This window comes from Kitasatospora sp. NPDC048286, assembly GCF_043201735.1.
Lineage (GTDB): Bacteria > Actinomycetota > Actinomycetes > Streptomycetales > Streptomycetaceae > Kitasatospora.
The window spans coordinates 21,250-47,838 of record NZ_JBICZE010000011.1 but is presented as its reverse complement, the minus strand read 5'-3'; the positions used below and the strand labels follow the sequence as shown (position 1 = coordinate 47,838).

2 protein-coding genes are annotated in these 26,589 nt (G+C 75.2%); both read right to left on the bottom strand.

The window, feature by feature from the left end:
- Complete coding sequence (locus ACGF13_RS25420) at window positions 1-24,054, bottom strand: non-ribosomal peptide synthase/polyketide synthase (protein ID WP_392878919.1); 24,054 nt, start codon at window positions 24,052-24,054, stop codon at window positions 1-3.
- Window positions 24,055-24,157: 103 nt separating this feature from the next.
- Window positions 24,158-26,449: an ATP-binding cassette domain-containing protein gene (locus tag ACGF13_RS25415; RefSeq protein ID WP_392878917.1), complete on the bottom strand. Its 2,292-nt coding sequence runs from the start codon at window positions 26,447-26,449 to the stop codon at window positions 24,158-24,160.
- Window positions 26,450-26,589 lie beyond the last annotated feature (140 nt).

Genomic DNA, 26,589 nt, shown 5'->3' with positions numbered 1-26,589 from the left:
TCAGTCCTCCTGGTGGTGGGAAACGGTGGTGTCGCCGGTGACGTCGGCGATCCTGGCGGCCAGGACCGGTCCGATCTGGGCCAGCGAGCCGGGTTGGGTCATCCGGTTGTGCCGGGTGGTGACCTCGTGCGATTCGATCCGGCCGGTGACGTAGGGCTGCCAGATCCCCGGCCCGGCGTTGTCCTCGGCGCTCCGGTCGATCGTGGAGTTGAAGAGCAGCAGGTCCCCGTCGAACGTCCCGGGGACGAAGTCGACCGCCAGCTTCGCGTTGTTGATCATGATCTGGACGACCACCTCGACCTGCCGCTCGGTCAGGCCGGCCAGCGCGCTGCCCCGCCGGTTCAGCACCTCGGCGACCTCCGCGTAGGTGATCTCCCGGTCGCCCAGCTCGTCCGGGTCGACGTCGAGCACCCCGACGAGCACGTCCCGCTCGGTGGGCACCGGCACCTCCTCGAACTTCACGTCCTTCACCGGGTAGGCGTCGAGGATCGCCAGCAGCGCGGTCCGCTCGCCGCGCGACTGCAGCTCGCAGGCGAGCGCGTGGGCGATCAGCCCGCCGGCGGACCAGCCGAGCAGCAGGTACGGGCCCTCCGGCTGGATCTTCCGGATGTGGTCGGCGTAGTCGGCCGCCATCTCCTCGTAGGAGGTCGGCAGCGGTTCGGGCCGGCCGAGGCCGCGCGCCTGGATCGCGTAGACCGGGTGCTGCGGGCCGACGTGGTTCAGCAGCCCGCTGTACGACCAGCTGATGCCGCCGCCGGGGTGGACGCAGAACAGCGGCGTGCCCGTCCCGGTCGAACGCAGCGGCAGCACCACGTCCAGCGCGTCGTCGGGATCGTTCATGACCAGGCGCTCGGTGAGCCCGGCCACGGTCGGCGCCTCGAACAGCATGCGCAGCCCCAGCTCCAGGCCGAGGGTCTCGCGGACCCGGGAGGCCAGCCGGGCGGCCAGCAGCGAGTGCCCGCCCAGGTCGAAGAAGTTGTCGTCGATGGACACCAGCTCCCGGCCGAGGACCTCGGCGAACAGGCCGCACAGCAGCTGCTCCTGCGGCGTCCGGGGGCCGCGGCCGGCGTCCGACGTCCCGTACTCGGGGGCGGGCAGTGCGGCCCGGTCGAGCTTGCCGTTGGCGGTCAGCGGCAGCGCGTCCACGGTGACGAACGCCGCCGGCACCATGTAGTCGGGCAGTTCGCGGCGCAGCCGGCCGGACAGCTCGACCGCCTCGGGCGCGCCCTCGGCGGCGGGCACCAGGTAGGCGACCAGCCGCTTGTCACCCGGCCGGTCCTCGCGGGCGACCACGGCCGCCTGGGCGACGCCCGGGCAGCCCGCCAGGACGGCCTCGATCTCGCCGGGCTCGATCCGCAGACCGCGCAGCTTGACCTGGTGGTCGGCGCGTCCCGCGAACTCCAGGGTGCCTCCCCCAGCGCCCCCAGCCATGGGGGTCCCCCCGGCCGAAGGCTGGGGGAGGCTGGGAGGTGCCCCCACCGGCCGGGGGGACCCCCATGGCCGCCACCAGGCCAGGTCGCCGGTGCGGTACATCCGGCTCCCGGACGGCCCGTACGGGTCGGCGGTGAAGCGCTCCGCGGTGAGGCCGGGCCGGCCGTGGTAGCCGCGGGCGACGCCGACCCCCGCGAGGTACAGCTCGCCGACCATCCCCGCGGGCAGCGGCCGCAGGTGGTCGTCGAGCACGTAGGCGCGCATGTTGGCCATCGGGCCGCCGATCGGCACGGAGGCGGCCTGCTCGGGCAGGTCGCGGACCGGGTGGCAGGTGGCCAGGGTGGTGGCCTCGGTGGGGCCGTAACCGTTGACCACCTCGATGCCGGGGCAGGCCTCCAGCACCCGGGCGGCGGCAGCCGGGGAGACCACGTCGCCCCCGGTCCACACCTCGCGCACCCCGGCGAGCAGGCCGGGGCGCTCCTCGGCGACCAGCCGGAAGAGTCCGGCGGTGAGCCACAGTCCGGTCACCCCGTGGGTGCCGATGGTGTGCTGGAGCAGGTCGAGGTCGAGCTGCTCGGGCGGTGCGACCACGATCCGGCCGCCGTTGAGGAGTGGCACCCACAGCTCGTAGGTCGAGAGGTCGAAGGCCGTCGGGGAGTGCATCAGCACCCGCTCGTGTCCGCCGCCGCGCCATTCGGGGGTCAGCGCGTGGCCGACCACGTCGCGGTGGGTGACGGCCACGCCCTTCGGCCGCCCGGTCGATCCTGAGGTGTACATGATGTACGCCAACTGCTGTGGCTCACACGTGACTTCGACGTCGGACGGGTCGGGTTCGGCGTCCACGAGGGCAGCCAGCACCTCCTCGGTGAGCACCAGGGCCGCGCCGCTCTCCCGCAGGATCAGCTCGATCCGGGACGCCGGGAAGCGCGAGTCCAGCGGCACGTAGGCGCCGCCCGCCCTGACGATCGCCAGGATGGCCGTGACCAGGTCCGCCGAGCGTTCCATCAGCACCGCGACGGGTGCTTCCGGCCGGACGCCCCGGCGGACCAGTGCCCGGGCGAGCCGGCTGGAGCGCCGGTCGAGCTCCCGGTAGGTCAGCTCGGTGCCGGCCGCGACGACGGCCACCGCGTCCGGGGTGGCCCGCACCTGGCGGGCGAACAACTCCGGCACCGCGGCCCGGGGCAGCTCGGCGGCCGTGTCGTTGAACCCGTGCAGCAGCCGGTGGCGTTCCGCCCCGGAGAGGAGGTCGATCCGGCCGATCGGCCGGTCCGGGTCGGCGACCGCGGTACGCAGCAGCCGGGCCAGGCGGTCGAACAGCAGCTCCACGGTGGGCGCGTCGAACAGGTCGGTGGCGTACTCCACCGCGCCGACCAGGCCGTCGGGGGCACCGTCCGGGCCGAACTGCTCGGCCAGACTGAAGGTCAGGTCGACCCTGGAGGTCCCGGTCGGCGCCTCCAGGTGGCCGGTCTCCAGCCCCGGCAGCGCGAACTCGCCCAGCGGCGCGTTCTGCAGGGCCAGCATGACCTGGAACAGCGGGTGGCGGGCCAGCGACCGCGCCGGGTTGACCACCTCGACCAGGTACTCGAACGGCACGTCCTGGTGGTCGTACGCGGTGAGCGCCTTCTGCCGCACCCGGCCGAGCAGTTCGGCGAATCCGGGGTCGCCGCCGGTGTCGGTGCGCAGCACCAGGGTGTTGACGAAGAAGCCGACGAGCTCGTCCAGTGCCTGGTCGGTGCGGCCGGCGATCGGGCTGCCGATCGGGATGTCGGTGCCGGCGCCGAGCCGGGTGAGCAGCGCGGCGAGGCCGGCCTGGAGCACCATGAACATGCTGGCGCCGCGCTCGGTGGCGAGGTCCCGCAGGGCCTGGTGCAGTTCGGCGTCCAGCCGGACCGCGACCCGGTCGCCCAGCTGGGAGGCCACCGGCGGGCGGGGCCGGTCGGCGGGCAGCTGGAGCTGCTCCGGCATTCCCGTCAACTCGTCCTTCCAGTAGGCTAGTTGCCGGGCAAACAGGCTGTCCGGGTCGGCGGCGTCGCCGAGCAGGTCGCGCTGCCAGCCGGTGTAGTCGGCGTACTGCACCGCCAGCGGGGCCCACCGCGGCTCCTCGCCCCGGCAGCGGGCCGCGTAGGCGGCGGCCAGGTCGGCGGAGAGCGGGCCCATCGACCAGCCGTCGGCGGCGATGTGGTGCACCACGACCAGCAGCGCGTGCCGGTCGGGCGCGAGCGCGTACAACTCCGCCCGCAGGGGCGGCTCCGCGGCCAGGTCGAAGCCGCGCCGGGCCGTCAGCGCCAGCCGTTCGGCCAGCCGGCCCTCGTCGAGCTCGACCAACGGCAGCTCCGGGTATGCGTCCGCGGCGCTCAGCACGACCTGGTACGGCACGCCGTCCGTCTCGCGGAAGACCGTCCGCAGGCTCTCGTGCCGGGCGACCACGTCCGCGAGCGCGGCGTGCAGGGCCGGCCGGTCCAGTTCGCCGGTCAGGCGCAGCGCGAGCGGCATGTTGTAGGTGGCGCTCGGCCCGTCCATCCGGTGCAGGAACCACAGCCGGCGCTGGGCGAAGGACAGCGGCACGTGCTCGGGGCGGGACTGGGCGGTCAGCGCGGGCCGCGCCGTTCCGGAGCCGTCCAGGCGGGCCGCCAGGGCGGCCACGGTCGGGGTCTCGAAGAGCGTGCGGACCTCCAGTTCCGCGCCGAGGGTCGCCCGGACCCGGGAGGCCAGCCGGGTCGCCAGCAGGGAGTGGCCGCCCAGGTCGAAGAAGCTGTCCTCGACCCCGACCTGCGCCAGGCCGAGCACCTCGGCGAACAGCTCGGCGAGGAGCTGTTCCTGCGGGGTGCGCGGCGCCCGCCCGGCCACGGCCGGGCCGAGGTCGGGGGCGGGCAGGGCACGGCGGTCGAGCTTGCCGCTGGCGGTCAGCGGCAGCGCGTCCAGCGCCACGAACGCCGAGGGGACCAGGTAGTCGGGCAGCCGGCCCCGCAGCCAGTCGCGGAGTTCGCCGATGAGGGCGCCGGTGCCCCGGCTGCCGGTCGGGCGGTTGGTCAGCGAGGACAGCGCGGTGCCGCCGCTGCGCACCGGCCGGTAGGCCTCGACGGGTGCGTCCGCCGGCCCGTCGGTGGAGGCGGTGGAGCCGGTGAAGAGCGCGTCGAGGGCTTCGGGCGCGTCGGCCGACCAGGTGAGGTCCACCCGGCGGCCGAGCTCCCCACCGAGGGCGTGGAAGTCCTCCGGGTCGGGCAGGTCGGCGCCGTCCGGGCCGTGCAGCCGCTCCAGCAGCCCGGCGAGTGTGCCGTCGCCGTCGCGCACCGCCCGGGCCAGCTCGGCCTCGCGCGCGACGCGGCGGTTCGGGATCCCGGTGAGGCGCACCGGGCCGGTGCCCGGTCGCCCGAGCAGTTCGCGCAGCTCCGCCAGGCCGGCGACGTCCCGGCCCCAGGCCAGGTCCAGCGGCCGGACGGGTGCGGCGGGCCGCTTGTGCAGCGTCACGTCGTAGCGGTAGCGGCTCAGTTCGTTGTGGTGGCGGCCGCGCTTGACCTCCACGGCCACCGCGCCGATACCGGTGCCCTGCTCCCGCAGAGAGGTGAAGAAGTCCGGGTCGACCAGGAGTTCCTTCTCGACCCGCAGGGCCTGCTCCACCGCGCGGCGCACGGCCGCGAGGTCGGCGCCGTCCCCGGCCCGGTGCAGCTGGACGGCCGTGGCCAGCGGGCGCAGCAGCCGCAGGTTGCGGACGTCGCCGATGAACAGCGCGCCACCAGGGGCGAGCAGCGCCGTCAGCTTCCCGATCACGTCGGCGAGGTACTCGGCGGACGGGAAGTACTGCACCACCGAGTTGATCACGATGGTGTCGAACGTCCCGGCCGGCAGCCCGTCGGTGTCGTGCGCCGGGCGGGTCCGGAGCACGACGCGCTCGGCCAGGTCCGGTTGGCGCGCCACCTGGGCGGCCAGCGCGTCGATCGCGGTGGCGGAGAAGTCGGTCGCCCAGTAGGTCTCACAGTGCGGGGCGATCCGGGAGAGCAGCAGCCCGGTGCCGACGCCGACCTCCAGGACCCGGCGGGGGCGCAGGGCCAGGATGCGGGAGACGGTTGCGTCGCGCCACTCCCGCATCTGCTCGACGGGGATCGGGGCGGCGTCGTAACTGCTGTTCCAGCCGACGAAGTTCTGGCCGAACGCGGCTTCCTCGGGGGTGATGGGCAGGGCGTCGTAGATGCCCCGCCACTCGTCCACGTGGTCGGCCTCGATGCCGCTGTCGCGGGCGGGTTCCTGGCGCGGGACGACGTAGCCGATGAGCCGGTCGTCCTGGGCGAGGACGGCGGCCCGGGCGACGGCGGGGTGTTCGGCCAGGGCCGACTCGACCTCGCCGGGCTCGACCCTGAAGCCGCGCACCTTCACCTGGTCGTCGGCCCGGCCGAGGTACTCCAGCTGGCTGTCGGCACGGAAGCGGACCACGTCCCCGGTGCGGTACATCCTGGCGCCCGAGGGATCGAACGGGCAGGCGACGAACCGTCCGGCCGTCAGACCGGGCCGGTTCAGGTACCCACGCGCCAGCCCGGCGCCCGCGACGTACAGCTCCCCCGGCACTCCCGGCGGCACCGGCCGCAGCCGCTCGTCCAGCACGTAGACGCGGGCGTTGGTGATCGGACGACCGATCGGCGGCACGCCGGACGCCGGCGACAGCGGGTCGCTCATCGTCGCGCACACGGTCGTCTCGGTCGGACCGTACGCGTTGATCATCCGCCGGCCCGGCGCCCAGCGGTCCACCAGCTCCGGCGGGCAGGCCTCACCGGCCACCACCAGCGTGGACACCGCCACCGAGCACACCGGCAGGGCGGCCAGGACGGACGGCGGCACGGTCACGTGGGTGACCGCCAGGCCCGGGTCGGTCAGCGCGGACACCGGCTCGGCCGCCGGGGGCAGCACCAGGGCCGCGCCGCGCAGCAGGGCGGTGAAGATCTCCGACACCGAGGCGTCGAAGCTGGGCGAGGCGAACTGGAGCACCCGGCTGCCGGGCTCGATCGCGAACCGCTCGATCTGGGCGGCCACCAGGCTGGCCACACCGCCGTGGCCGACCACGACGCCCTTGGGGCGGCCGGTCGAGCCCGAGGTGTAGATCACGTACGCCGGGTGCCGGACGTCGAGCGCGACCTCCGGATCGGTGTCCGGCCAGTCCCCGTCCGAGACCATCGTGGGGTCGTCGACGAGCACCGCCGGACGGGCGTCGTGCAGCATGAACGCGATCCGGGCGGCAGGGTACGCCGGGTCCACCGGCAGGTACGCCGCCCCGGCCTTCAGCACGCCCAGGACGGCCACCACGGCCTCCACCGAGCGCGGCAGCGCCACCGCCACCAGCCGCTCCGGGCTGACGCCGCGCGCGATCAGCGCATGCGCGAACCGGTTCGCCCGTGCGTTCAACTGGCGATACGTCAGCTCGATCTCGCCATGGACGAGGGCGACCGCGTCCGGGGTCGCCGCGACCTGCGCGGCGAAGGCCCGCGGCACCGGGACGGCGTCCACCTCGCGGGCGGTCGCGTTGCCGCGCTCCAGCAGCCGGTGCCGCTCGTCGGCGTCGAGAAGGTCGATCCCCCCGATCGGCTGTTCCGGGTCGGCGGTGACCGCCTCCAGCAGCCTGGCCCACCGTGCGGCCAGGGTGGCGACCGTCGAGCGGTCGAACAGGTCGGTGGCGTACTCGACCGCGCCGACGATCCCGGCGGGGCTCCCGTCCGGGCCGAACTGCTCGACCAGGCTCACCCCGAGGTCGAACTTGGCGGTTCCGGTGGCCACCGCGTAGGTGGCGACGTCCAGTCCGGGCAGCGAGAACCGGCCCATCGGCGCGTTCTGCACGGCCAGGATCGTCTGGAACAGCGGGTGGTGGGACAACGAGCGGGCGGGGTTCAGCACCTCCACCAGGTGCTCGAACGGCACGTCCTGGTGCGCGTACGCCGACAGCGCCGTCTCCCGCACCCGGCCCAGCAGCTCGGCGAAGCTCGGATCACCGCTGGTGTCGGTGCGCAGCACCAACGTGTTCACGAAGAACCCGACCAGCTCGTCCAGCGCCTCGTCGGTACGACCCGCGATCGGGCTGCCGATCGGGATGTCCGTCCCCGCACCCAGCCGGGTGTACAGCGCCGCCAGCGCCGCCTGCAGCACCATGAACAGACTCGTCCCGGTGCGCCGCGCCAACTCCGTGAGGGCGGCGTGCAGTTCGGCGTCGAGCCGCAGGCCGACGTGGTCCCCGTGCCAGCCGGCGACGGCCGGCCGGGGCCGGTCGGTGGGCAGCGCGAGCAGCTCCGGGAGGCCGGACAACTGCCGCTTCCAGTAGCCGAGTTGCTCGGCGAACCGGCTCCGCGGGTCGGCGGCGTCGCCGAGCAGCTCGCGCTGCCACAGCGTGTAGTCGGCGTACTGCACCGGCAGCGGGGCCCACTGCGGCTCCTCACCCCGGCTGCGGGCCGCGTACGCCTCGGCCAGGTCCCGGGCCAGCGGGCCGGTGGACCAGCCGTCGCCGGCGATGTGGTGCATCACCAGCAGCAGCACGTGCTCGTCGGCCTTGTCCGCGAGCGCGAACAGCCCGGCCCGCAGCGGGGGTTCCGCCGCCAGCTCGAACGGCCTCCGGGCGAACTCGGCCAGCCGCTCGAAGAGTTCGGCCTCCGGCACCTCGGTCAGCCGTGCCCGGGGGCGGGCCGCGGCCGGGTCCAGGACGCGCTGGCAGGGGACGCCGTCGATCTCCGGGAAGACCGTCCGCAGGCTCTCGTGCCGGGCCACCACGTCGGCCAGCGCCTGGTCCAGCGCCGCCCGGTCCAGCGTCCCGGTCAGCTGGAGCGCCAGCGGGATGTGGTACGTCGCGGCGGCGGCGTCCATCCGGTGCAGGAACCAGAGCCGGCGCTGCGCGAAGGACAGCGGCACCGCCTCCGGTCGCTCGTGCGGCGTCAGCGCCGGACGGGCGTGACCCGCCCCGGCCAGCACCCCGGCCAGGCCCGCCACGGTGGGCGCCTGGAAGAGCGCGCGCAGCCCCAGTTCCACGCCGAGCACCGAGCGCACCCGCGCGGCCAGCCGGGTGGCGAGCAGGGAGTGCCCGCCCAGGTCGAAGAAGTCCTCGTCGACCCCGACCTCGGCCACGCCGAGCACCTCGGCGAACAGGCCGCACAGGATCTGCTCCTGCGGGGTGCGCGGCGCCCGGCCCGCCTCCGTGGTCGCGGCCTTCGGCGCGGGGAGCGCGGCGCGGTCCAGCTTCCCGTTCGGCGTCACCGGCAGCGCGTCCAGCACCACGAACGCCGACGGGACCAGGTAGTCGGGCAGCCGCTCGCGCAGGTGCGCCGCCAGCTCCGCCGGCCGGACCGCCGCGCCGGGACGGGCCGCCACATAGCCGACGAGCCGGTCGTCCCCGGCCAGGACAGCGGCCCGGGCGACGGCGGGGTGCTCGGCCAGGGCGGCCTCGACCTCACCGAGTTCGACGCGGAAGCCGCGCACCTTCACCTGGTCGTCGGCCCGGCCGACGTACTCCAGCTCCCCGCCGGCACGGCGCCGCACCAGGTCGCCGGTCCGGTACATGCGGTCGCCGTCCCCACCGAACGGGCAGGCGACGAACCGCCCGGCCGTCAGACCGGGCCGGTTGAGGTAGCCGCGCGCCAGCCCGGGGCTGGCGACGTACAGCTCCCCCGCCACTCCCGGCGGCACGAGACGCAGCCGCTCGTCCAGCACGTACGCCCGGAAGCCCGCGACCGGCCCGCCGATCGGCGGCACGCCCGCCCCCGGGGACAGCGGCTCGCTCATCGTGGCGCACACCGTCGTCTCCGTCGGACCGTACGCGTTGATCATCCGTCGGCCCGGCGCCCAGCGGGCGACCAGCTCCGGCGGGCAGGCCTCGCCCGCCACCACCAGGGTCGACGCGGTCACCGCGTCCTCCGGCAGCGCGGCCAGGGCCGAGGGCGGCAGGGTGACGTGGGTGACGTCCAGCCGGTGGTCCGTCAGGGCCTCCAGCGGGGCCTCGGCCGGGGCCAGGACGAGGGCGGCACCGGTCAGCAGGGCGCCGCACAGGTCCCAGAAGGAGGCGTCGAAGCTGGGCGAGGCGAACTGGAGCACCCGGCTGCCCGGCGCCACGCCGAGCCGCTCGGTCTGCGCCGCCACCAGGCCCGACACCCCGCTGTGGCTCACGACCACGCCCTTGGGACGGCCGGTCGAGCCCGAGGTGTAGATCACGTACGCCGGATGCCGGACGTCCACCACGACATCCGGGTCAGTGTCCGGCCAGTCCCCGCCCGAGACCATCGCCGGGTCGTCGGCCAGCAGCGCCGGACGGGCGTCGTCCAGCATGAACGCGATCCGGGCGGCAGGGTACGCCGGATCCACCGGCAGGTACGCCGCCCCGGCCTTCAGCACACCGAGGACGGCCACCACCGACTCCACCGAGCGCGGCAGCGCCACCGCCACCAGCCGCTCCGGGCCGACGCCGCGGGCGATCAGCGCATGCGCGAACCGGTTCGCCCGCACGCCCAACTGACGGTACGTCAACTCTGTGTCCCCGCAGACGAGCGCGACCGCGTCCGGCGTCGCCGCGACCTGCGCCGCGAACAGCTCCGGCAGGCTCGCCGCGGCCGCCGCGCCGTCGACGGCGGGCAGCAGTTCGCGCCGCTCCTCGGCGGACAGCAGGTCGATCGCGCCGATCGGCTGGTCCGGGGCGGCGGCGACGGCCGCCAGCAGCCTGGTCCACCGGGCGGCCAGCGCCTCGACCGTCGAGCGGTCGAACAGGTCGGTGCTGTACTCGACCGCCCCGCTGAGCCCGGCCGGCGCGCCGTCCGGCCCGTGCTCCTCCGCGAATCCGAAGGTCAGGTCGAGCCGCGCGGTCCCGGTGAGCACCGTCACCCCGGAGACCCGCAGGCCGGGGAGGTCGAAGTCGCCGCCCGGCGCGTTCTGCACGACCAGCCCGGTCTGGTACAGCGGGTGGTGGGACAGCGAGCGGGACGGGTTCAGCGCCTCGACCAGGTGCTCGAACGGCACGTCCTGGTGCGCGTAGGCCGACAGCGCCGTCTCCCGCACCCGACCCAGCAGTTCGCTGAACGACGGATCGCCGCTGGTGTCCGTCCGCAGCACCAGCGTGTTGATGAAGAACCCGACCAGCTCGTCCAGCGCCTCGTCGGTACGCCCTGCGATCGGGCTGCCGATCGGGATGTCCGTCCCCGCACCCAGCCGGGTGTACAGCGCCGCCAGCGCCGCCTGCAGCACCATGAACAGGGTCGTGCCCGAGCGGCGCGCCAACCCCACCAGCGCGGTGTGCAGTTCGGCGTCGATCCGGAGTTCCAGCAGGTCGCCGCCGTACGACATGGTGGCCGGGCGCGGCCGGTCGGCGGGCAGCCGCAGCTGCTCGGGCAGTCCCGCCAGCGCCTCGCGCCAGTAGCCGACCTGGCGGGCGAACACGCTGTCGGCGTCCTGCTCGTCGCCCAGGATCTCGTGCTGCCACAGGGTGTAGTCGCCGTACGTCACCGGCAGCGGCGGCCAGGTCGGCGCCCCGCCACCGTGCCGGGCGGTGTAGGCGGCGGCCAGGTCGCGGGCCAGCGGGCCCATGGACCAGCCGTCCCCGACGATGTGGTGCATCACCAGCAGCAGCACGTGCTCGTCGGTCCGGTCCGCCACCGCGAACAGCTCCGCCCGCAGCGGCACCTCCGAGGCGAGGTCGAAACCGCGCACCGCAGCCTCGCGCAGCAGGGCGGGCAGTTCCACCTCCCCGGCCACGCGCACGGTCAGCGGGACGGCGGCCTCGGCGGCGTCCAGCACCCGCTGGTACGGGACTCCGGCGAGGTGCGGGAAGACCGTGCGCAGGGTCTCGTGCCGGGCCGCCACGTCCGCGAGCGCGGCGCTCAGGGCGGCCCGGTCGAGGTCGCCGGACAGCCGCAGGGCGAGCGGCATGTGGTAGGTGGCGCTCGGCGCGCCGAACTGCTGGAGGAACCAGAGCCGGCGCTGGGCGAAGGACAGCGGCATCGGGTCACGGCGGGGCCGGGGCACCAGGGCCTGCCGTGCGGTGCCGGCGTCGTGCAGCCCGGCCGCCAGTCCGGCGGGTGTCGGGGTCCGGAACAGGCTGCGCAGCTCCAGCTCGACCCCGAGGGTGGCGCGAACCCGTGAGGCCAGCCGGGTGGCGAGCAGGGAGTGCCCGCCCAGGTCGAAGAAGTCCTCGTCGACCCCGACCCGGGCCACTCCCAGTACCTCGGCGAACAGCCCGCAGAGGATCTGCTCCTGCGGGGTGCGCGGCGCGCGGCCACCGGTCGTGCCGGTCGGCTCGGGCGCGGGCAGCGCGGCGCGGTCCAGCTTGCCGTTGGGCGTCAGCGGCAGCGCGTCCAGCAGCACGATCGCGGACGGCACCAGGTAGTCGGGCAGCCGCTCGCGCAGGTACGCCGCCAGCTCCGCCGCCGTCTCACCGGCCCCGGCCGGGGGGACGACGTACGCGACGATCCGGGTCTCGCCCGGCCGGTCCTCGCGGGCGAGCACGGCCGCCTGGGCGACGCCCGGGTGGGCCGTCAGCTCGGCCTCGATCTCGCCCGGTTCGATCCGGAAGCCGCGCACCTTCACCTGGTGGTCCACCCGGCCGGCGAACTCCAGCTCCCTGTCGGCGCGCCAGCGGGCCAGGTCGCCGGTGCGGTACATCAGCGCGCCCGCCGGGCCGTACGGGTCGGCGACGAACCTGCTCGCCGTCAGCCCCGACCGGTTCAGGTAGCCGCGGGCCAGCCCCGCCCCCGCCAGGTAAAGCTCTCCCAGCACCCCTGGGGCGACCGGTCGCAGAGCCGAATCCAGCACGTACACCCGGCAGTTGGCGATCGGCCGGCCGATCGGCACCGGCAGCGGGCAGTCCGCCGGGTCGGCCGGCAGCGGGTAGGCGGTGATCACATGGGTCTCGGCGGGGCCGTAGTGGTTGTGCAGCACCCGGCCCGGGCGGCGGGCCCGGAAGCGGCGCACCGCACCGCCGAGCCGCATCGCCTCGCCGGCCTGGGCGACCAGCCGCAGGTCCGGCAGCTCCAGCCCGGCCTCCTCGGCGGCCTCGGCCAGCGCCTCGACCACCAGGTTGGGCGCGAACAGCTCGCCCACCCGGTGCCGGTCCAGCCAGTGCGCGAACAGCTCGGCGCTGCGGCGCTGCTCCTCGGTCGGCACCACCAGGGTCTTGCCGTACAGCAGCGCGGAGAGCAGCTCCTGCACCGAGACGTCGAAGCTGATCGCGGTGAACTGCGCGGTGCGGGTGCCGGGTTCGCCGCCGACGGCCTCGTGGTGCCAGGCCAGCAGGTTCAGCAGCCCGCCGGCGGGCATCACCACGGCCTTGGGCCGGCCGGTGGAGCCGGAGGTGTAGATGACGTAGGCCGGGTGCCGGGCGTCCACGGCGACGGCCGGGTCGTGCTCCGGCCACTCCCCGGCCGGGGTGACGGCGGCGAGGTCGTCGAGCACCACGGCCGGGCGCGCGTCCTCCAGCATGTACGCGATGCGGGCGGCCGGGTAGTCCGGGTCGACCGGCAGGTACGCCGCACCGGTCTTCAGCACCGCGAGGACGGCGACCACCAGCTCGGCGGAGCGCGGCAGCCGCAGGGCGACGACCTGCTCCGGCCCGACCCCGCGGGCGATCAGCGCGTGCGCCAGGCGGTTGGCCCGGCGGTTCAGCTCGCGGTAGGTCAGCACGGTGGATTCGAACACCACCGCCTCGGCCTCCGGGGTGGCCAGGACCCGCGCCTCGAACAGGGCCGGCAGCGTGGTGGCGGGGACCGGCCGGGCGGTGTCGTTGCGCGCGACCAGCAGCTCGTGCCGCTCCTCGGCGGTGAGCACGTCGATCCGGCTCAGCGGCCGGTCCGGCTCGGCGACCACCGCCGCCAGCAGCCGCAGCCACCGGGCGACCAGCGCCTCCACCGTGGCGTGGTCGAACAGGTCGGTGCGGTACTCGACCCGCCCGACGACGCCCTCGGCCGGCCCGCCGGTACCGCCGCGCTCCAGCAGGTGGAAGCCGAGGTCGAACATCGTCGTCGGTGTCCGCACCGGAACGATCCCGGCGGTCAGGCCGCTCAGCGCGAACTCGGTGCGGGGCGTGTTCTGCAGCGCGAGCAGCACCTGGAACAGCGGCTGGCGGGCGAGCGACCGGGACGGGTTGAGGGCCTCGACGACCTGCTCGAACGGCAGGTCCTGGTGGGCGTACGCGCCGAGCGCGCCCTCCCGGACCCGGCCCAGCAGCTCGGCGAAGGTCGGGTCGCCGGAGGTGTCGGTCCGCAGCACCAGGGTGTTGACGAAGAACCCGACGAGATCGTCCAGCGCCTGGTCGGTCCGGCCGGCGATCAGGCTGCCGAGCGGGATGTCCGTGCCCGCGCCGAGCTTCTCCAGCAGCGAGGCCAGGGCGGCCTGCAGCACCATGTACACGCTTGCGCCGTGCTCCCGGCCCACCCGGACCAGCCCGGCGTGCAGCTCCGCGTCCAGTTCGACCGCCAGGTGGCCGCCGGAGTGGGAGGGGGTCGCGGGGCGGTGGCGGTCGGCGGGGAGCCGGATCTGCTCCGGCAGGTCCGCCAGCGTCCGCGTCCAGTAGTCCAGCTGACCGGCGAACAGGCTGTCCCGGTCGGCCGCCTCGCCGAGCAGCTCGCGCTGCCACAGGGTGTAGTCGGCGTACTGGACGGGCAGCGGCGCCCACCGCGGCTCCTCGCCCCGGCGGCGCGCCGCGTACGCGGTGGCCAGGTCGGCGGCCAGCGGGCCCAGCGACCAGCCGTCACCGGCGATGTGGTGGATCACCAGGAGCAGCACGTGCTCGTCGGCCTTGTCCGCCACCGCGAACAGCTCGGCGCGCAGCGGCGGTTCGGCCGCGAGGTCGAATCCCCGCGCCGCGACGGCCGCCAGCCGCCCCGGCAGCTCCGCCTCGCCGACCCGGGTGACGGGCAGCCGCGGCGGGACGGCCGCGGCGTCCAGCACGTGCTGGTGGGGCACCCCGTCGGCCTGGGGGTAGACCGTGCGCAGGCTCTCGTGCCGGGCGACGACGTCGCCGAGCGCCGCGTGCAGGGCGGCCCGGTCGAGCTCGCCGGACAGCCGCCACGCCAGCGGCATGTTGTAGACCGAGCCGGCGTCCTCCAGCTGGTGCAGGAACCAGAGCCGCTGCTGCGCGAACGACAGCGGGACGGTGCCGGGCCGCTCGGCGCGGCGCAGCGCGGCCCGTGCCCGGCCGGCCCCGGCGACCCCGGCGGCGAGCCCGGCCACCGTCGGGGTCTCGAACAGGGTGCGCAGCTCCAGCTCCACCCCGAGGGCCGCGCGCGCCCGGGCGACCAGCCTGGTCGCGAGCAGCGAGTGCCCGCCGAGGTCGAAGAAGTCCTCGTCGACCCCGACCCTTGCCACGCCCAGCACCTCGGCGAACAGCTCGGCGAGGACGTGCTCCTGCGGTGTGCGCGGGGCCCGGCCGGCCCGTGCCGCGGTGTACACGGGCTCGGGCAGGGCCCGCCGGTCCAGCTTGCCGCTGACCGTCAGCGGCAGGCTCTCCAGGGACACGAACGCGGCCGGGACCATGTAGTCCGGCAGCCGCTCGCGCAGGTGCGCCCGCAGCGCCTCCGGCTGGAGTTCCGCCCCGGCGACGGGCACCGGGTAGGCGACCAGGCGCCGGTCCTCCGCCCAGGCCTGTCGGACGATCACGGCGGCCCGGGCGACCTGCGGGTGTTCCGCCAGGGCCGCCTCGATCTCGCCGAGTTCGATCCGGAAGCCGCGGACCTTGACCTGGTCGTCGGTGCGGCCGAGGAACTCCAGGTTCCCGTCCGCGTCCCAGCGCACCAGGTCCCCGGTGCGGTACATCCTGGACCCTGCCGGTCCGGACGGGTCCGCCACGAACCGTCCCGCGGTCAGCCCCGGCCGGTTCAGGTAGCCGCGCGCCAGCCCCGCTCCGGCGATGTACAGCTCGCCCGGCACACCCGGGGGCACCGGCCGCAGCGCGGCGTCGAGCACGTGCAGCCGGACCCCGCCGAGCGGCCGGCCGATCACCGGGCGCGGGCTCGACTCCAGCGGCGCGGCCACCGAGTCCACCGTGCACTCGGCCGGCCCGTAGTAGTTCAGGGCGAACACCCCGTCGGCCGCCCGCAGCCGCTCCCACAGCCGCTCCGGAACGGCCTCGCCGCCCAGGCCGACCATCGAGGGGCGCCACTGCGGGTGGTCCAACAGCCCGCGCTCGACGAGGACCTGGAGGTAGGACGGGGTTCCGCCGACGGTGGCAAGACCGGTCCGCGCGGCGTACTCGAGGTAGGCGTCCGGGTCGGTCCAGGTCGCCTCGTCCAGGACGTGCAGCTCGTGGCCGGCGAACAGGGCGAACAGCTGGTCGCAGGAGGCGTCGAAGGACACGGAGGTGGTCAGCCCCACCCGCATCCGCTCCCCCGTCCGGAAGACCAGCGGGCGCTGGTCGGCGAACAGGTTGGCCAGGCCGCCGTGCGTCGCCACCACGCCCTTGGGCCTGCCGGTGGAACCGGAGGTGTAGATGACGTACACGGGGTGGTTCGGGTCGACGGCCACCGCCGGGTCCGTCGCCGGGCCGCCCGCCACCAGGCGGGCCGTCTCCGGATCATCGACCACCAGCCACCCGGCCGGACCGTCCGGGCCGTCCGGCAGCCGGCCCCGGAGGGCGGCGTCGGTCAGCCCCAGAACCGGCCGGGCGTCGTCGAGCATGTGCCCGATCCGCGCGGCCGGGTACTCCGGATCGACGGGGAGGTACGCGGCGCCGGTCTTCAGCACCGCGAGGATCGCCACCACCAGCTCGGCCGACCTCGGCAGCGCCACGGCCACCAGCCGCTCCGGCCCCGCTCCGCGCGCGATCAGCGCGTGCGCCAGCCGGTTCGCCCGGGCGTCCAGCTCCGCGTACGTCAGCGAGGCCTCCGGTGCCACCACCGCGACGGCGTCCGGGGTCGCCCGCACCTGGGCCCGGAACAGCTCCGGCAGGCTCGCGGTGTACGGCCGGGCCGCCGGGCCGGTGCCCAGCGCCGTGAGCTCGTCGTGCTCCTCGGCGGTGAGCAGGCCGATCCGGCTGAGCCGCCGCCCCGGGTCGGCGACCGCGTCGCGGAGCAGCCGCTCCCACCGCCCGATCATCGTCTCGACGGCGGCCGGGTCGTACAGGTCGGCGGCGTACTCGACGGACCCGTCGATCCCCTCGGGGGTGCCGTCCTCGGCGTGCCGCTCGGACATGGTGAGGATCAGGTCGAGCTTGGCGGTGGTCGACGCCGACGGCACGTCCTCGACCCGCAGCCCGGGCGGCGAGAAGTCGGCCCGGGGGGCGTTCTGCAGCACCAGCATGACCTGGAACAGCGGGTGGTGCGCCAGCGACCGGGCCGGGTTGAGGAGCTCGACCAGGTACTCGAACGGAAGGTCCTGGTGGGCGTACCCGGCCAGCGCGGTGTCCCGGACCCGGCCCAGCAGTTCGGCGAAGGTCGGGTCGCCCGAGGTGTCGGTGCGGAAAACCAGGGTGTTGACGAAGTAGCCGACCAGCTCGTCCTGCGCCTGGTCGGTCCGGCCGGCGACCGGGCTGCCGACCGGGATGTCCTCGCCCGCGCCGAGCTTGCCCAGCAGCGCCGCCAGCCCGGCCTGGAGCACCATGAACAGACTGGTCCCGTGCGCGCGGGCGAGCTCGCGCAGGCCGCGGTGCAGCCCGGCGTCCAGCCCGGCGGGCACGGAACCGCCCCGGTGCGAGGAGACCGCCGGGCGGGGCCGGTCGGTGGGCAGCTGGATCCGCTCCGGCAGTTCCGCCAACTGCCTGGTCCAGTAGGCCGACTGGCGGGCGAACGGACTGTCCTGGTCGGTGGCGTCGCCCAACAGCTCGTGCTGCCACAGGGTGTAGTCGACGTACTGGACCGGCAGCTCCTCCCAGCGGGGCTCCTCGCCCCGGCGGCGTACCGCGTAGGCGGCGGTCAGGCCCTGCGCGAGCGGGCCCAGCGACCAGCCGTCACCGGCGATGTGGTGGAGCACCAGCTGGAACACGTGGTCGTCCGGTGCCAGCTCGAACAGCCCGGCCCGCAGCGGCACGTCGACCGCCAGGTCGAACGGGCGGTCCTTCGCCGCCGCCAGCGCGGCCGGCAGCCCGGCCTCGGTGGTCGGGCTCACCAGCAGCCGCGGGCGGGCCGCCGCGACGTCCAGCACCCGCTGGTGCGGCACGCCGTCCACCGCCGGGAAGACGGTGCGCAGGCTCTCGTGCCGGGCCACCACGTCGGCCACGGCGGCCTCCAGGGCCCGCCGGTCCAGCGCCCCGGACAGCCGCCAGGCGAGGGAGATGTGGTAGTTCGCGCCGGCGCCCTCCAGCTGGTGCAGGAACCACAGCCGCCGCTGGGCGAACGACAGCGGGATCGCCTCGGGGCGCTCGCGCCGCACCAGGGCGGCCTGCGCCGGTCCGGCCGCCACCAGGGCGGCGGCCAGGCCGGCCGGGGTCGGCGCCTCGAACAGGGTGCGCAGCGGCATCTCCACGCCGAGCGTCGCGCGGATCCGGGCGGCCAGGCGGGTGGCCAGCAGCGAGTGCCCGCCGAGGTCGAAGAAGCCGTCCTCGACACCGGCCGACGCCACGCCGAGGACCTCGGCGAACAGCTCGCAGAGGATCTGCTCCTGCGGGGTGCGCGGCGCGCGGGAGGCGGCCGCCGGGGCGAGGTCGGGGGCGGGCAGGGCGCGGCGGTCGAGCTTGCCGTTGGCGGTCAGCGGCAGCGCGTCCAGCGGGACGAACGCGGACGGCACCAGGTACTCCGGCAGCCGCTCGGCCAGGTACCCGCGCAGCTCGGCCGGGCGCGGCGCGGCCGCGGCGGCCGGCACCAGGTAGGCGACCAGCCGGGTGTCGTCGGCGCGGTCCTGCCGGGCCAGCACGGCGACCTGGGCGACGCCGGGGTGCGCGGCGAGGGCCGCCTCGATCTCGCCGAGCTCGATGCGGAAGCCGCGGACCTTGACCTGCTGGTCGGCCCGGCCGACGTAGCGCAGGCTGTGGTGCGCCGCGCGGCGCACCACGTCGCCGCTGCGGTACATCCGGGAGCCGGCCGGCCCGAAGGGGTCGGCGAGGAACCGCCCGGCGGTCAGGCCGGGCCGGTTCAGGTAGCCGCGGGCCAGGCCGGGGCCCGCGACGTACAGCTCGCCCGCGACGCCCGGGGCGACCGGGCGCAGGCCGGCGTCGAGCACGTACGTCCGCAGGTCCGGCAGGGCCGTGCCGATCTGCCCGGCGGCGGCGCCGGAGCCGTCGAGGGCGGCGTGGGTGACGTGCACGGTGGTCTCGGTGATGCCGTACATGTTGACCAGCCGCGGCGCGTCCTGCGGGTGCCGCTCGTACCAGCTCGCCAGCCGGGCGTGCTCCAGCGCCTCGCCGCCGAACACCACGGTGCGCAGGGCGAGTTCGGGCCCCACCTCCTGGTCCGCCCGCATCAGCTGGTAGAAGGCGGAGGGCGTCTGGTTGAGCACCGTCACCCGCTCGCGGGCGAGGAGTTCCAGGAACGCGTGGGGCGAGCGGCTGGTCTCGTGGTCGACGACCACCAGCCGGCCGCCGTGCAGCAGCGGGCCCCACAGCTCCCACACCGAGAAGTCGAAGGCGTAGGAGTGGAAGAGCGTCCAGACGTCCTCGGCGGAGAAGCCGAACAGCTCCCGGGTGGTGTCGAACAGCCGCACCACGTTCCGGTGCGGGACCACGACGCCCTTGGGGTTGCCGGTGGAGCCGGAGGTGTGGATGACGTAGGCCGCCTGGCCGGGGTCGACCGCGACCTTCGGGTCGGTGTCCGGCTGTCCGGCCAGGTCGGCGGTGTCCAGCGGCAGCCGGTCCACGCCGTCCACGCCGTCCGCCCCCGGCAGCTCACCGGCCGCGCCGGTCGTCACCAGCAGCGCGGGCCGGCCGTCCTGGAGCAGGTAGGCGATCCGGGCGGCCGGGTAGTCCGGGTCCACCGGGAGGTACGCGCCGCCCGCCTTGAGCACGGCGAGCACCGCCACGACCTGCTCCGCCGAGCGCGGCAGGGCCAGTGCGACGAGCTGCTCCGGGCCCACCCCCCGGTCGATCAGGGCGTGCGCGAGCCGGTTCGCCCGGGCGTTCAACTCGCCGTAGGTCAGGGTGACTTCGCCGTCCGTGAGGGCGGCGGCGGCCGGGTTCGCCCGCACCTGCCGCTCGAACAGCGCGGTCAGGCCGAGTTCCGGCGGCTGCGTGCCCCGGTCGGTGCGGGCCGGGAGCAGCGCGCCGAGCTCCTCGGCGGACAGCACGTCGACCCGGCCGATCCGCCGGCCGGGGTCGGCCGCCACGGCGCGCAGCAGTCGCAGCCACCGCTCGACGATCCCGGCGGCGGTGGCCTCGTCGAAGAGGTCGGTGCTGTACTCCAGGACGCCCGCGAGCCCGTCGGGCTGTTCGGCCAGGACGAAGGTCAGGTCGCACTTGGCCGTCCCGGTGTGGACCAGGTCGGTGGCCACCCGCAGCCCCGGCAGGTCGAAGGTGCCGAGCGGCGCGTTCTGCAGGGCCAGCATGGTCTGGAACAGCGGGTGGTGCGCCAGTGTCCGGGTCGGGTTCAGCGCCTCCACCAGGTGCTCGAACGGCACGTCCTGGTGCATGTACGCGGCGAGGGCGTCGGCGCGCACCCGCCCGAGCAGTTCGGTGAAGGACGGGTCTCCGGAGAGGTCGGTGCGCAGCACCAGGGTGTTGACGAAGAAGCCGACCAGGTCGTCCACGGCCTCGTCGGTGCGTCCGGCGATCGGGGTGCCGATCGGGACGTCGGTGCCCGCGCCGAGCTTGCCCAGCAGGGCGGCCAGCCCGGCCTGGAGCACCATGAAGAGGCTGGCCCCGCCGTCCCGGGCGAGCGCGCGCAGGCCCTGGTGCAGCTCGGCGTCGATCCGCACCGGCAGGTGGGCGCCCCGGTAGGACATCGCGGCCGGCCGGGGCCGGTCGAAGGGCAGCTCGACCTGCTCCGGTAGGTTCGCCAACTGTTCACGCCAGTGGGCGAGTTGGCTGTTCAGCAGGCTGTCCGGGTCGGCGCCGTCGCCGAGCAGCTCGCGCTGCCACAGGGCGTAGTCGGCGTACTGGACGGGCAGCGGCGACCACTGCGGCTTGGCGCCCTCCGCGCGGGCCGCGTAGGCGGTCGTCAGGTCCCGCGAGAGCGGCCCCATCGACCAGCCGTCACCGGCGATGTGGTGCACCACCAGCAGCAGCACGTGCTCCTCGGCCGCCGTCCGGAAGAGTTCGGCGTGCAGCGGCGGTTCCCCGGCGAGGTCGAAGCCGTACCGGGCCGCCGCCGCCAGCCGCTCCGGCAGCTCGCGCTCGGCGGTCTCGGTCACCCGCAGCCGCGGCCGGGCCTCGTCCGGGTCCAGCACCCGCTGGCACGGCACGCCGTCCGCCGCCGGGAAGACGGTGCGCAGGCTCTCGTGCCGCTCGACCAGGTCCGCCAGGGCGGCCGCCAGGGCCCGCTGGTCGAGGCTTCCGGACAGCCGCAGGGCCAGCGGGATGTTGTACGTGGCGCTCTGGGTGGGTTCCATGCGGTGCAGGAACCACAGCCGCCGCTGCGCGTAGGACAGCGGTACGGTGTCCGGCCTCTCGCGCCGCCGCAGCGCCGGGCGCGCCCGGCCCGCGACGTCCACGGCCGCCGCCAGTTCCGCCACCGTCGGCGCGTCGAACAGGTCGCCGAGCCGCAGTTCCACGCCGAGGATCGAACGGGCCCGGGCGACCAGCCGGGTGGCGAGCAGGGAGTGCCCGCCGAGGTCGAAGAAGCTGTCGTCCAAGCCGGGTTCGGACACCCCGAGCACCTCGGCGAACAGCCCGGCGAGCAGGTGCTCGGTCGCGGTGCGCGGAGCGCGGCCCCGGACGGCGGTGGTCTGCTCGGGCGCGGGGAGGGCCCGGCGGTCGAGCTTGCCGTTCGGGGTCAGCGGCAGCGCGTCCAGCAGCACGTACGCGGCCGGCACCATGTGCCGGGGCAGCCGGTCCCGCAGGTGGTCGCGCAGGACGGTGTCGGTCGGCGCGGCTCCGTGCTCCGGAACGGCGTAGGCGACCAGCCGGGGTTCCTCCTCGGCGCGCACCAGCACGGCGGCCCGGGCGACCAGCGGGTGCTCGGCAAGGACGGCCTCGATCTCGCCGAGTTCGACCCGGAAGCCGCGGACCTTCACCTGGTCGTCCGTGCGGCCGAGGAACTCCAGGTTCCCGTCCGCGTCCCAGCGCACCAAGTCCCCGGTGCGGTACATGCGCGATCCGCTCGGCCCGAACGGGTCTGCGACGAAGCGCCCGGCGGTCAGCCCCGGCCGGTTCAGGTAACCGCGCGCCAGTCCCGCGCCCGCGATGTACAGCTCACCCGCCGCGCCGGCGGGCAGCGGCCGCAACGCGCTGTCCAGCACGTGCAGCCGGGCGTTGGTGACCGGCCGCCCGATCACCGGGCTCGGGCTCGAACCCACCGGTGCCACCACCGAGTTGACGGTGCACTCGGACGGTCCGTAGAGGTTGAGGCAGCGCGCCCCCTCCGCCGCCCGCAGCTGCTCCCAGAGCCGCTCCGGTACGGCCTCGCCGCCCGCCGCGACCACGGCCGGCCGCCGCCGCGGGTCGCTCAGCAGCCCGTGCTCGACGAGCACCTGGAGGTAGGACGGGGTCGCCTCGACGAAGTCCAGCCCGCACCGCGCGGAGTAGGCGACGAAGGCGTCCGGGTCGGTCCAGGTCGCGTGCTCCAGGACGTGCAGCTCGTGGCCCCCGAACAGGGCGAGCAGCTGGTTCCAGGAGGCGTCGAAGGACACCGAGGTGGTCAGCGCCACCCGCAGCCGCGGCCGCTCCTCGAGCACCGGCGCGAGGTGCGTCTGGCGGAGGTCGGTGAGCAGGTCGAGCAGGCCGCCGTGGGTCGGCAGCACGCCCTTGGGCCGCCCGGTGGAGCCGGAGGTGTAGATGACGTACGCCGGGTGGTCCGGGTCGACGGCCACCATCGGGTCGGTGTCCGACAGCCCGTCCAGGTCGGCGGTGTCCAGCACCAGCCGGTCGACGGACCCGGCCTCCGGAAGCCGCCCCTCGCTGCGGGAGTCCGTGACCAGCAGGGCCGGCCGGGCGTCGTCGAGCAGGTAGGCGATCCGGGCGGTCGGGTACTCCGGGTCGACCGGGACGTACGCCGCGCCGGTCTTCAGCACCGCGAGGATCGCCACCACCAGCTCCGCCGAGCGCGGCAGGGCCACCGCCACCCGCCGCTCCGGCCCGGCTCCCCGCTCGATCAGGGCGTGCGCCAGCCGGTTGGCCCGCCGGTCCAGCTCCGCGTACGTCAGCGAGACGTCGCCGCAGACCAGCGCGACCAGGTCCGGGGTCGCCCGCACGTGCTCGCGGAACAGCTCCGGCAGGCTCGTGGCCGGAGCCGGCGCGACCGGCCCGGCGCTGAGCACCGCCAGTTCGCGCCGCTCCTCGGCGGTGAGCAGTTCGATCCGGCCCACCGGCTCGTCCGGGTCGCAGTCCGCGAGGGTGTCCAGCAGCGTGAGCAGCCGCTCCTGGTGGCCGGCGAGGTCATCGTCGCCGTACGCCTCCGGCGAGCCGTGCAGCCGCAGCAGCGGCGGGTTGCCGTCCCGGTAGTCGAACACCCAGACGGCGAGGTCGGTGGTGGACCCGGACACGAAGTGGTGCACGTCGGCGGGGTGCCCGGCGAAGCTCGGCCGGGAGTTGAAGGCCATGATGTTGACGATCAGCGGGAACGCCGTGCCGATGCTGCCGGGGGCGCCGAGGTCGCGCAGCAGGTCCTCGCTGCGGTAGCGCTCGTGCGCGACGGCCGTCTCGACCTCCCGCGCCGCCTGGGCGACGAGCTCGCGCCACGGCAGGTCCGGTCGCACCGTCAGCCGCAGCGGCACCACGTTGGACATGGTGCCCGGCACCGCCGTCAGGTCGCGGTCGGCGCCCCGACGCGCGGTGACGGGCATGGCGAGCACCACGTCCTGGTCGCCGGTCAGCCGGTGGGCGTAGAGCGCCGTCGCCGCGATCACCAGCCGGGACCACCGGACGCCGGAACGGCCGGCCGCCGCCCGCAGGGCGTCCGGGCGGCGCAGTTCCCGCTCCTCGGCCAGCCGGAGGGCGCGGTGCGGGTCGGTGGCGGAGGTGTCGGTGAGCCGGGTCGGGGTGGGGAGGTCGGCGAAGCGCCCGGTCCAGTGGGCGCGGTCGGCGGCGAAGTCGGCGGACGCGCGGTAGGCGGCGTCGCTGTCGACCAGGTCCCGCAGCGAGCCGAACGGGCTCGGCGGCACGGCGCCGCCCTCGGCGAGCGCCGAGTACACCTCGCCGACCCGCTGCCTGAGCATGGAGCTGCTGATCGCGTCCAGCACGACGTGGTGGTAGTTCAGGTACCAGAGGAACTCCGTCGGCGACGCCTCGATCAGCGCGTGGCCGAACAGTGGGTCACGGGCGAGGTCCAGCGGGCGCAGCAGGTCCCGCTCCATCCATGCCACGGCCGCCGCGCGGGGGTCCGGCTCCCCGCTGAGGTCGAGGTGCGCGGGCGCCCAGTCCCAGCTCTCCCGGAGGACCTGGCGCGGGCCCTCGCCGTCCTCGACGAAGGTCACGTGCAGGGCGTCGACCTCGTCGACGACCCGGCGCAGCGCGGTCTCGAAGAGCTCCCGGTCCACCGGCCCGTGGATCTCCAGGCACTCGCCGACGCGGTAGCCCGGGATCGGTGTCCGGGAGCGTTGCTCGGCGAGCCAGATCTCGCGCTGGGCCGCTGTCAGCGGAAGGACGTCGCCGTCGCGACGGGACATGGGGGTACCTCCAGGAGTGTGGGCAGGCATGGGGGCAGGGCGCGCCGGGCCCCGCCGACCGCGGTGGCGTCACGCGGTCGGCGGGCGGGCGCTGCTGCTGTGGTCAGGCGGCGAGTTCGCCGGCCTGGAGCTGCCAGAGGGATGCGTAGAGCCCGTGCAGGGCGAGGAGTTCGTCGTGGGTGCCCTGTTCGGCCACCACGCCGCCCTTGTCCATGACGTAGATCCGGTCCGCGTGGCGGACGGTGGAGAGCCGGTGGGCGATGACGACCATGGTCCGGTCGGCCGCGAAGCTGCGCAGGGTGCGCTGGATGGCGGCCTCGGTCTCGTTGTCCACGGCGGAGGTGGCCTCGTCGAGGACCACCACCGGCGAGTCCTTGAGGATCGCCCGGGCCAGGGCGATCCGCTGCCGCTGGCCGCCGGAGAGCGCGGCGCCGCGTTCGCCGATCAGGGTGTCGTAGCCGTCCGGGAGCGTCACGACGAAGGTGTGGGCCTCGGCCATGGTGGCCGCCCGGGCCACGGCCTCGTCCGAGGCCCCGAAGCTGCCGTAGCGGATGTTGTCGGCGATGCTGCCGTCGAAGAGGAACGGGTCCTGGGCGACGAAGCCGATGGCGTGGCGCAGGTCGTGCCGCCGCAGCTCCCGGACGTCCTGTCCGTCGAGCAGCACCCTGCCGGACCCCGCGTCCTGGAAGCGCATCAGCAGCTTGGCGACCGTGGTCTTGCCGGAGCCGGTGGCGCCGACGAGGGCGGTGACCTGCCCGGCGGGGATGGTCAGGGAGAGGTCCTCCAGCACCGGCGGCCGGCCGGGGTAGGCGAAGGTCACGTCGTCGAGGACGATCTCGCCGCGCACCTTGTCGCTGTCGAGCGGGTCGCCGGTGCCCTCGGCCTCGACGGGCAGGGCGCGCAGCCGGTGCACCCGGTCGTAGGCGGCGAGGGTGCGCTGGTACTGGTCGACGATGCCGCCGAGCCGGTTCATCCGCAGCAGCACCATCTGGGGCAGCCCGATCAGCGGGCTGAACACCTCGAACGGCAGGCTGCCGTTGAGCACCGACCGGCCGCCGATCAGCAGGGTGCCGGCCATCGAGCTGGTCGTGCAGACCCGGACGGTCTCGGCGTGCCGGATCGTGCTCCGGTCGGTCTGCTGGGTGCTGTCCTGGGCCCGCGCGCTCAGCCGGTCGACGCGCTCGGCCTCGTAGTCCTCGGTGCAGAAGCTCTTGACGGTGGCGCCGGCCTCCAGGGTGTTCACCAGCTGGCTGTGCAGCCTGGCCCGGTCCTCGCCGGCGGCGGCGTAGTCGGCGGTGACCTTCTCCTGGTAGCGGAGCGACAGCCAGGCGATGACCGGGATCGGCAGGAAGGCGATCCAGGCGATCTGCGGTGCCAGCAGCAGGAACACCGGCACCAGGACGGCCAGGCTGGTGCCCATCTGGAGCACGTCGCTGGCCGAGGTGGCGAAGAAGGCGCCCAGCTGGCGGGCGTCGTCGGTGAGCACTCCGGCGATCCGGGTGGTCCGTTCGCCCTCCAGGTGCCGCAGTTCGAGGTGCTGCACGTGCTCGTAGGTGCGGCTGCGCCAGTCGTGCTCGATGTCCTGGCCGAGTTGGCGCCACTGGAGGTTCGAGGAGTAGGACAGGCCCGCGACGGCGGCGCAGGCGACGGCCACCAGCCCGGCCAGGCCCCAGAGTTGGGCGGAGGTGGTGGTCAGGCCGAGGTGGACCAGCGGTGCGGCCTCGCCCTTGATGAGGACCAGGGCGGTCCAGCCGAGGAAGGTCGCGAGCGCCATCTCGGAGAACTGGCAGGCGACGGAGAGCGCGGAGGCGCGCAGGAGCCGCCGCCGGTGCGGTCCGACGATCTCCAGCAGGGGATGGCGTTCGTCCGCGAGCCCGGCCGGTTCGCCGGCCGTGTCGACGGTTCTGCGCCAGGCCTTCCGCAGGACGGCCACGGTCGCGGCGGCGACCCCGCCGAGTGCCACCAGCTGCTTGCTGAGCGCCGATCCGCGGATCAGCGCGACGCCGGCCGCCACTCCGCCGCCCACGGCGAGGACCGGGCGCGTGACGAGGCCACGGTCCGGGCGCGGGGCCGGCGCGGCGGCGGGCCGGGCCGGCGGCGGGGTGGCGGCCGGCCCCTGGGTGACCAGGGCGACCGCCCTGCGGATGATCCGGCCGACGTCCGCGGCGCGTACCCGCGCGTCGTACCGGACGAGGACCCCACCGGTGATCGGGCTTGCCTGCGCCTCGGTGATCCCGGGGACGCGCCGCAGCGCGGCGGCGAGGATTTCGGCGGTCCGGGGCCGGCCGAGGACCGGCTTGACGTCCCAGCGCTGGCGCCCCGGGACGACCGAGCGCGGGCGCACGTCCGAATCCACGGAGAGGTTCCCGGCTGCGGCACCCAGCAGAGATGGCATGTGTACGATCACCTGTTTGCGGAGGTCGCGGATGGGCCGTCATTGGGCGTGGCGGAGCACTGCGACGGAGTGGGAAGTCTGAAGGGGAATGCGGTTCGGCCTTCGGGCCGACGGCCGACCCGCCGCTTGGACGCATCCTC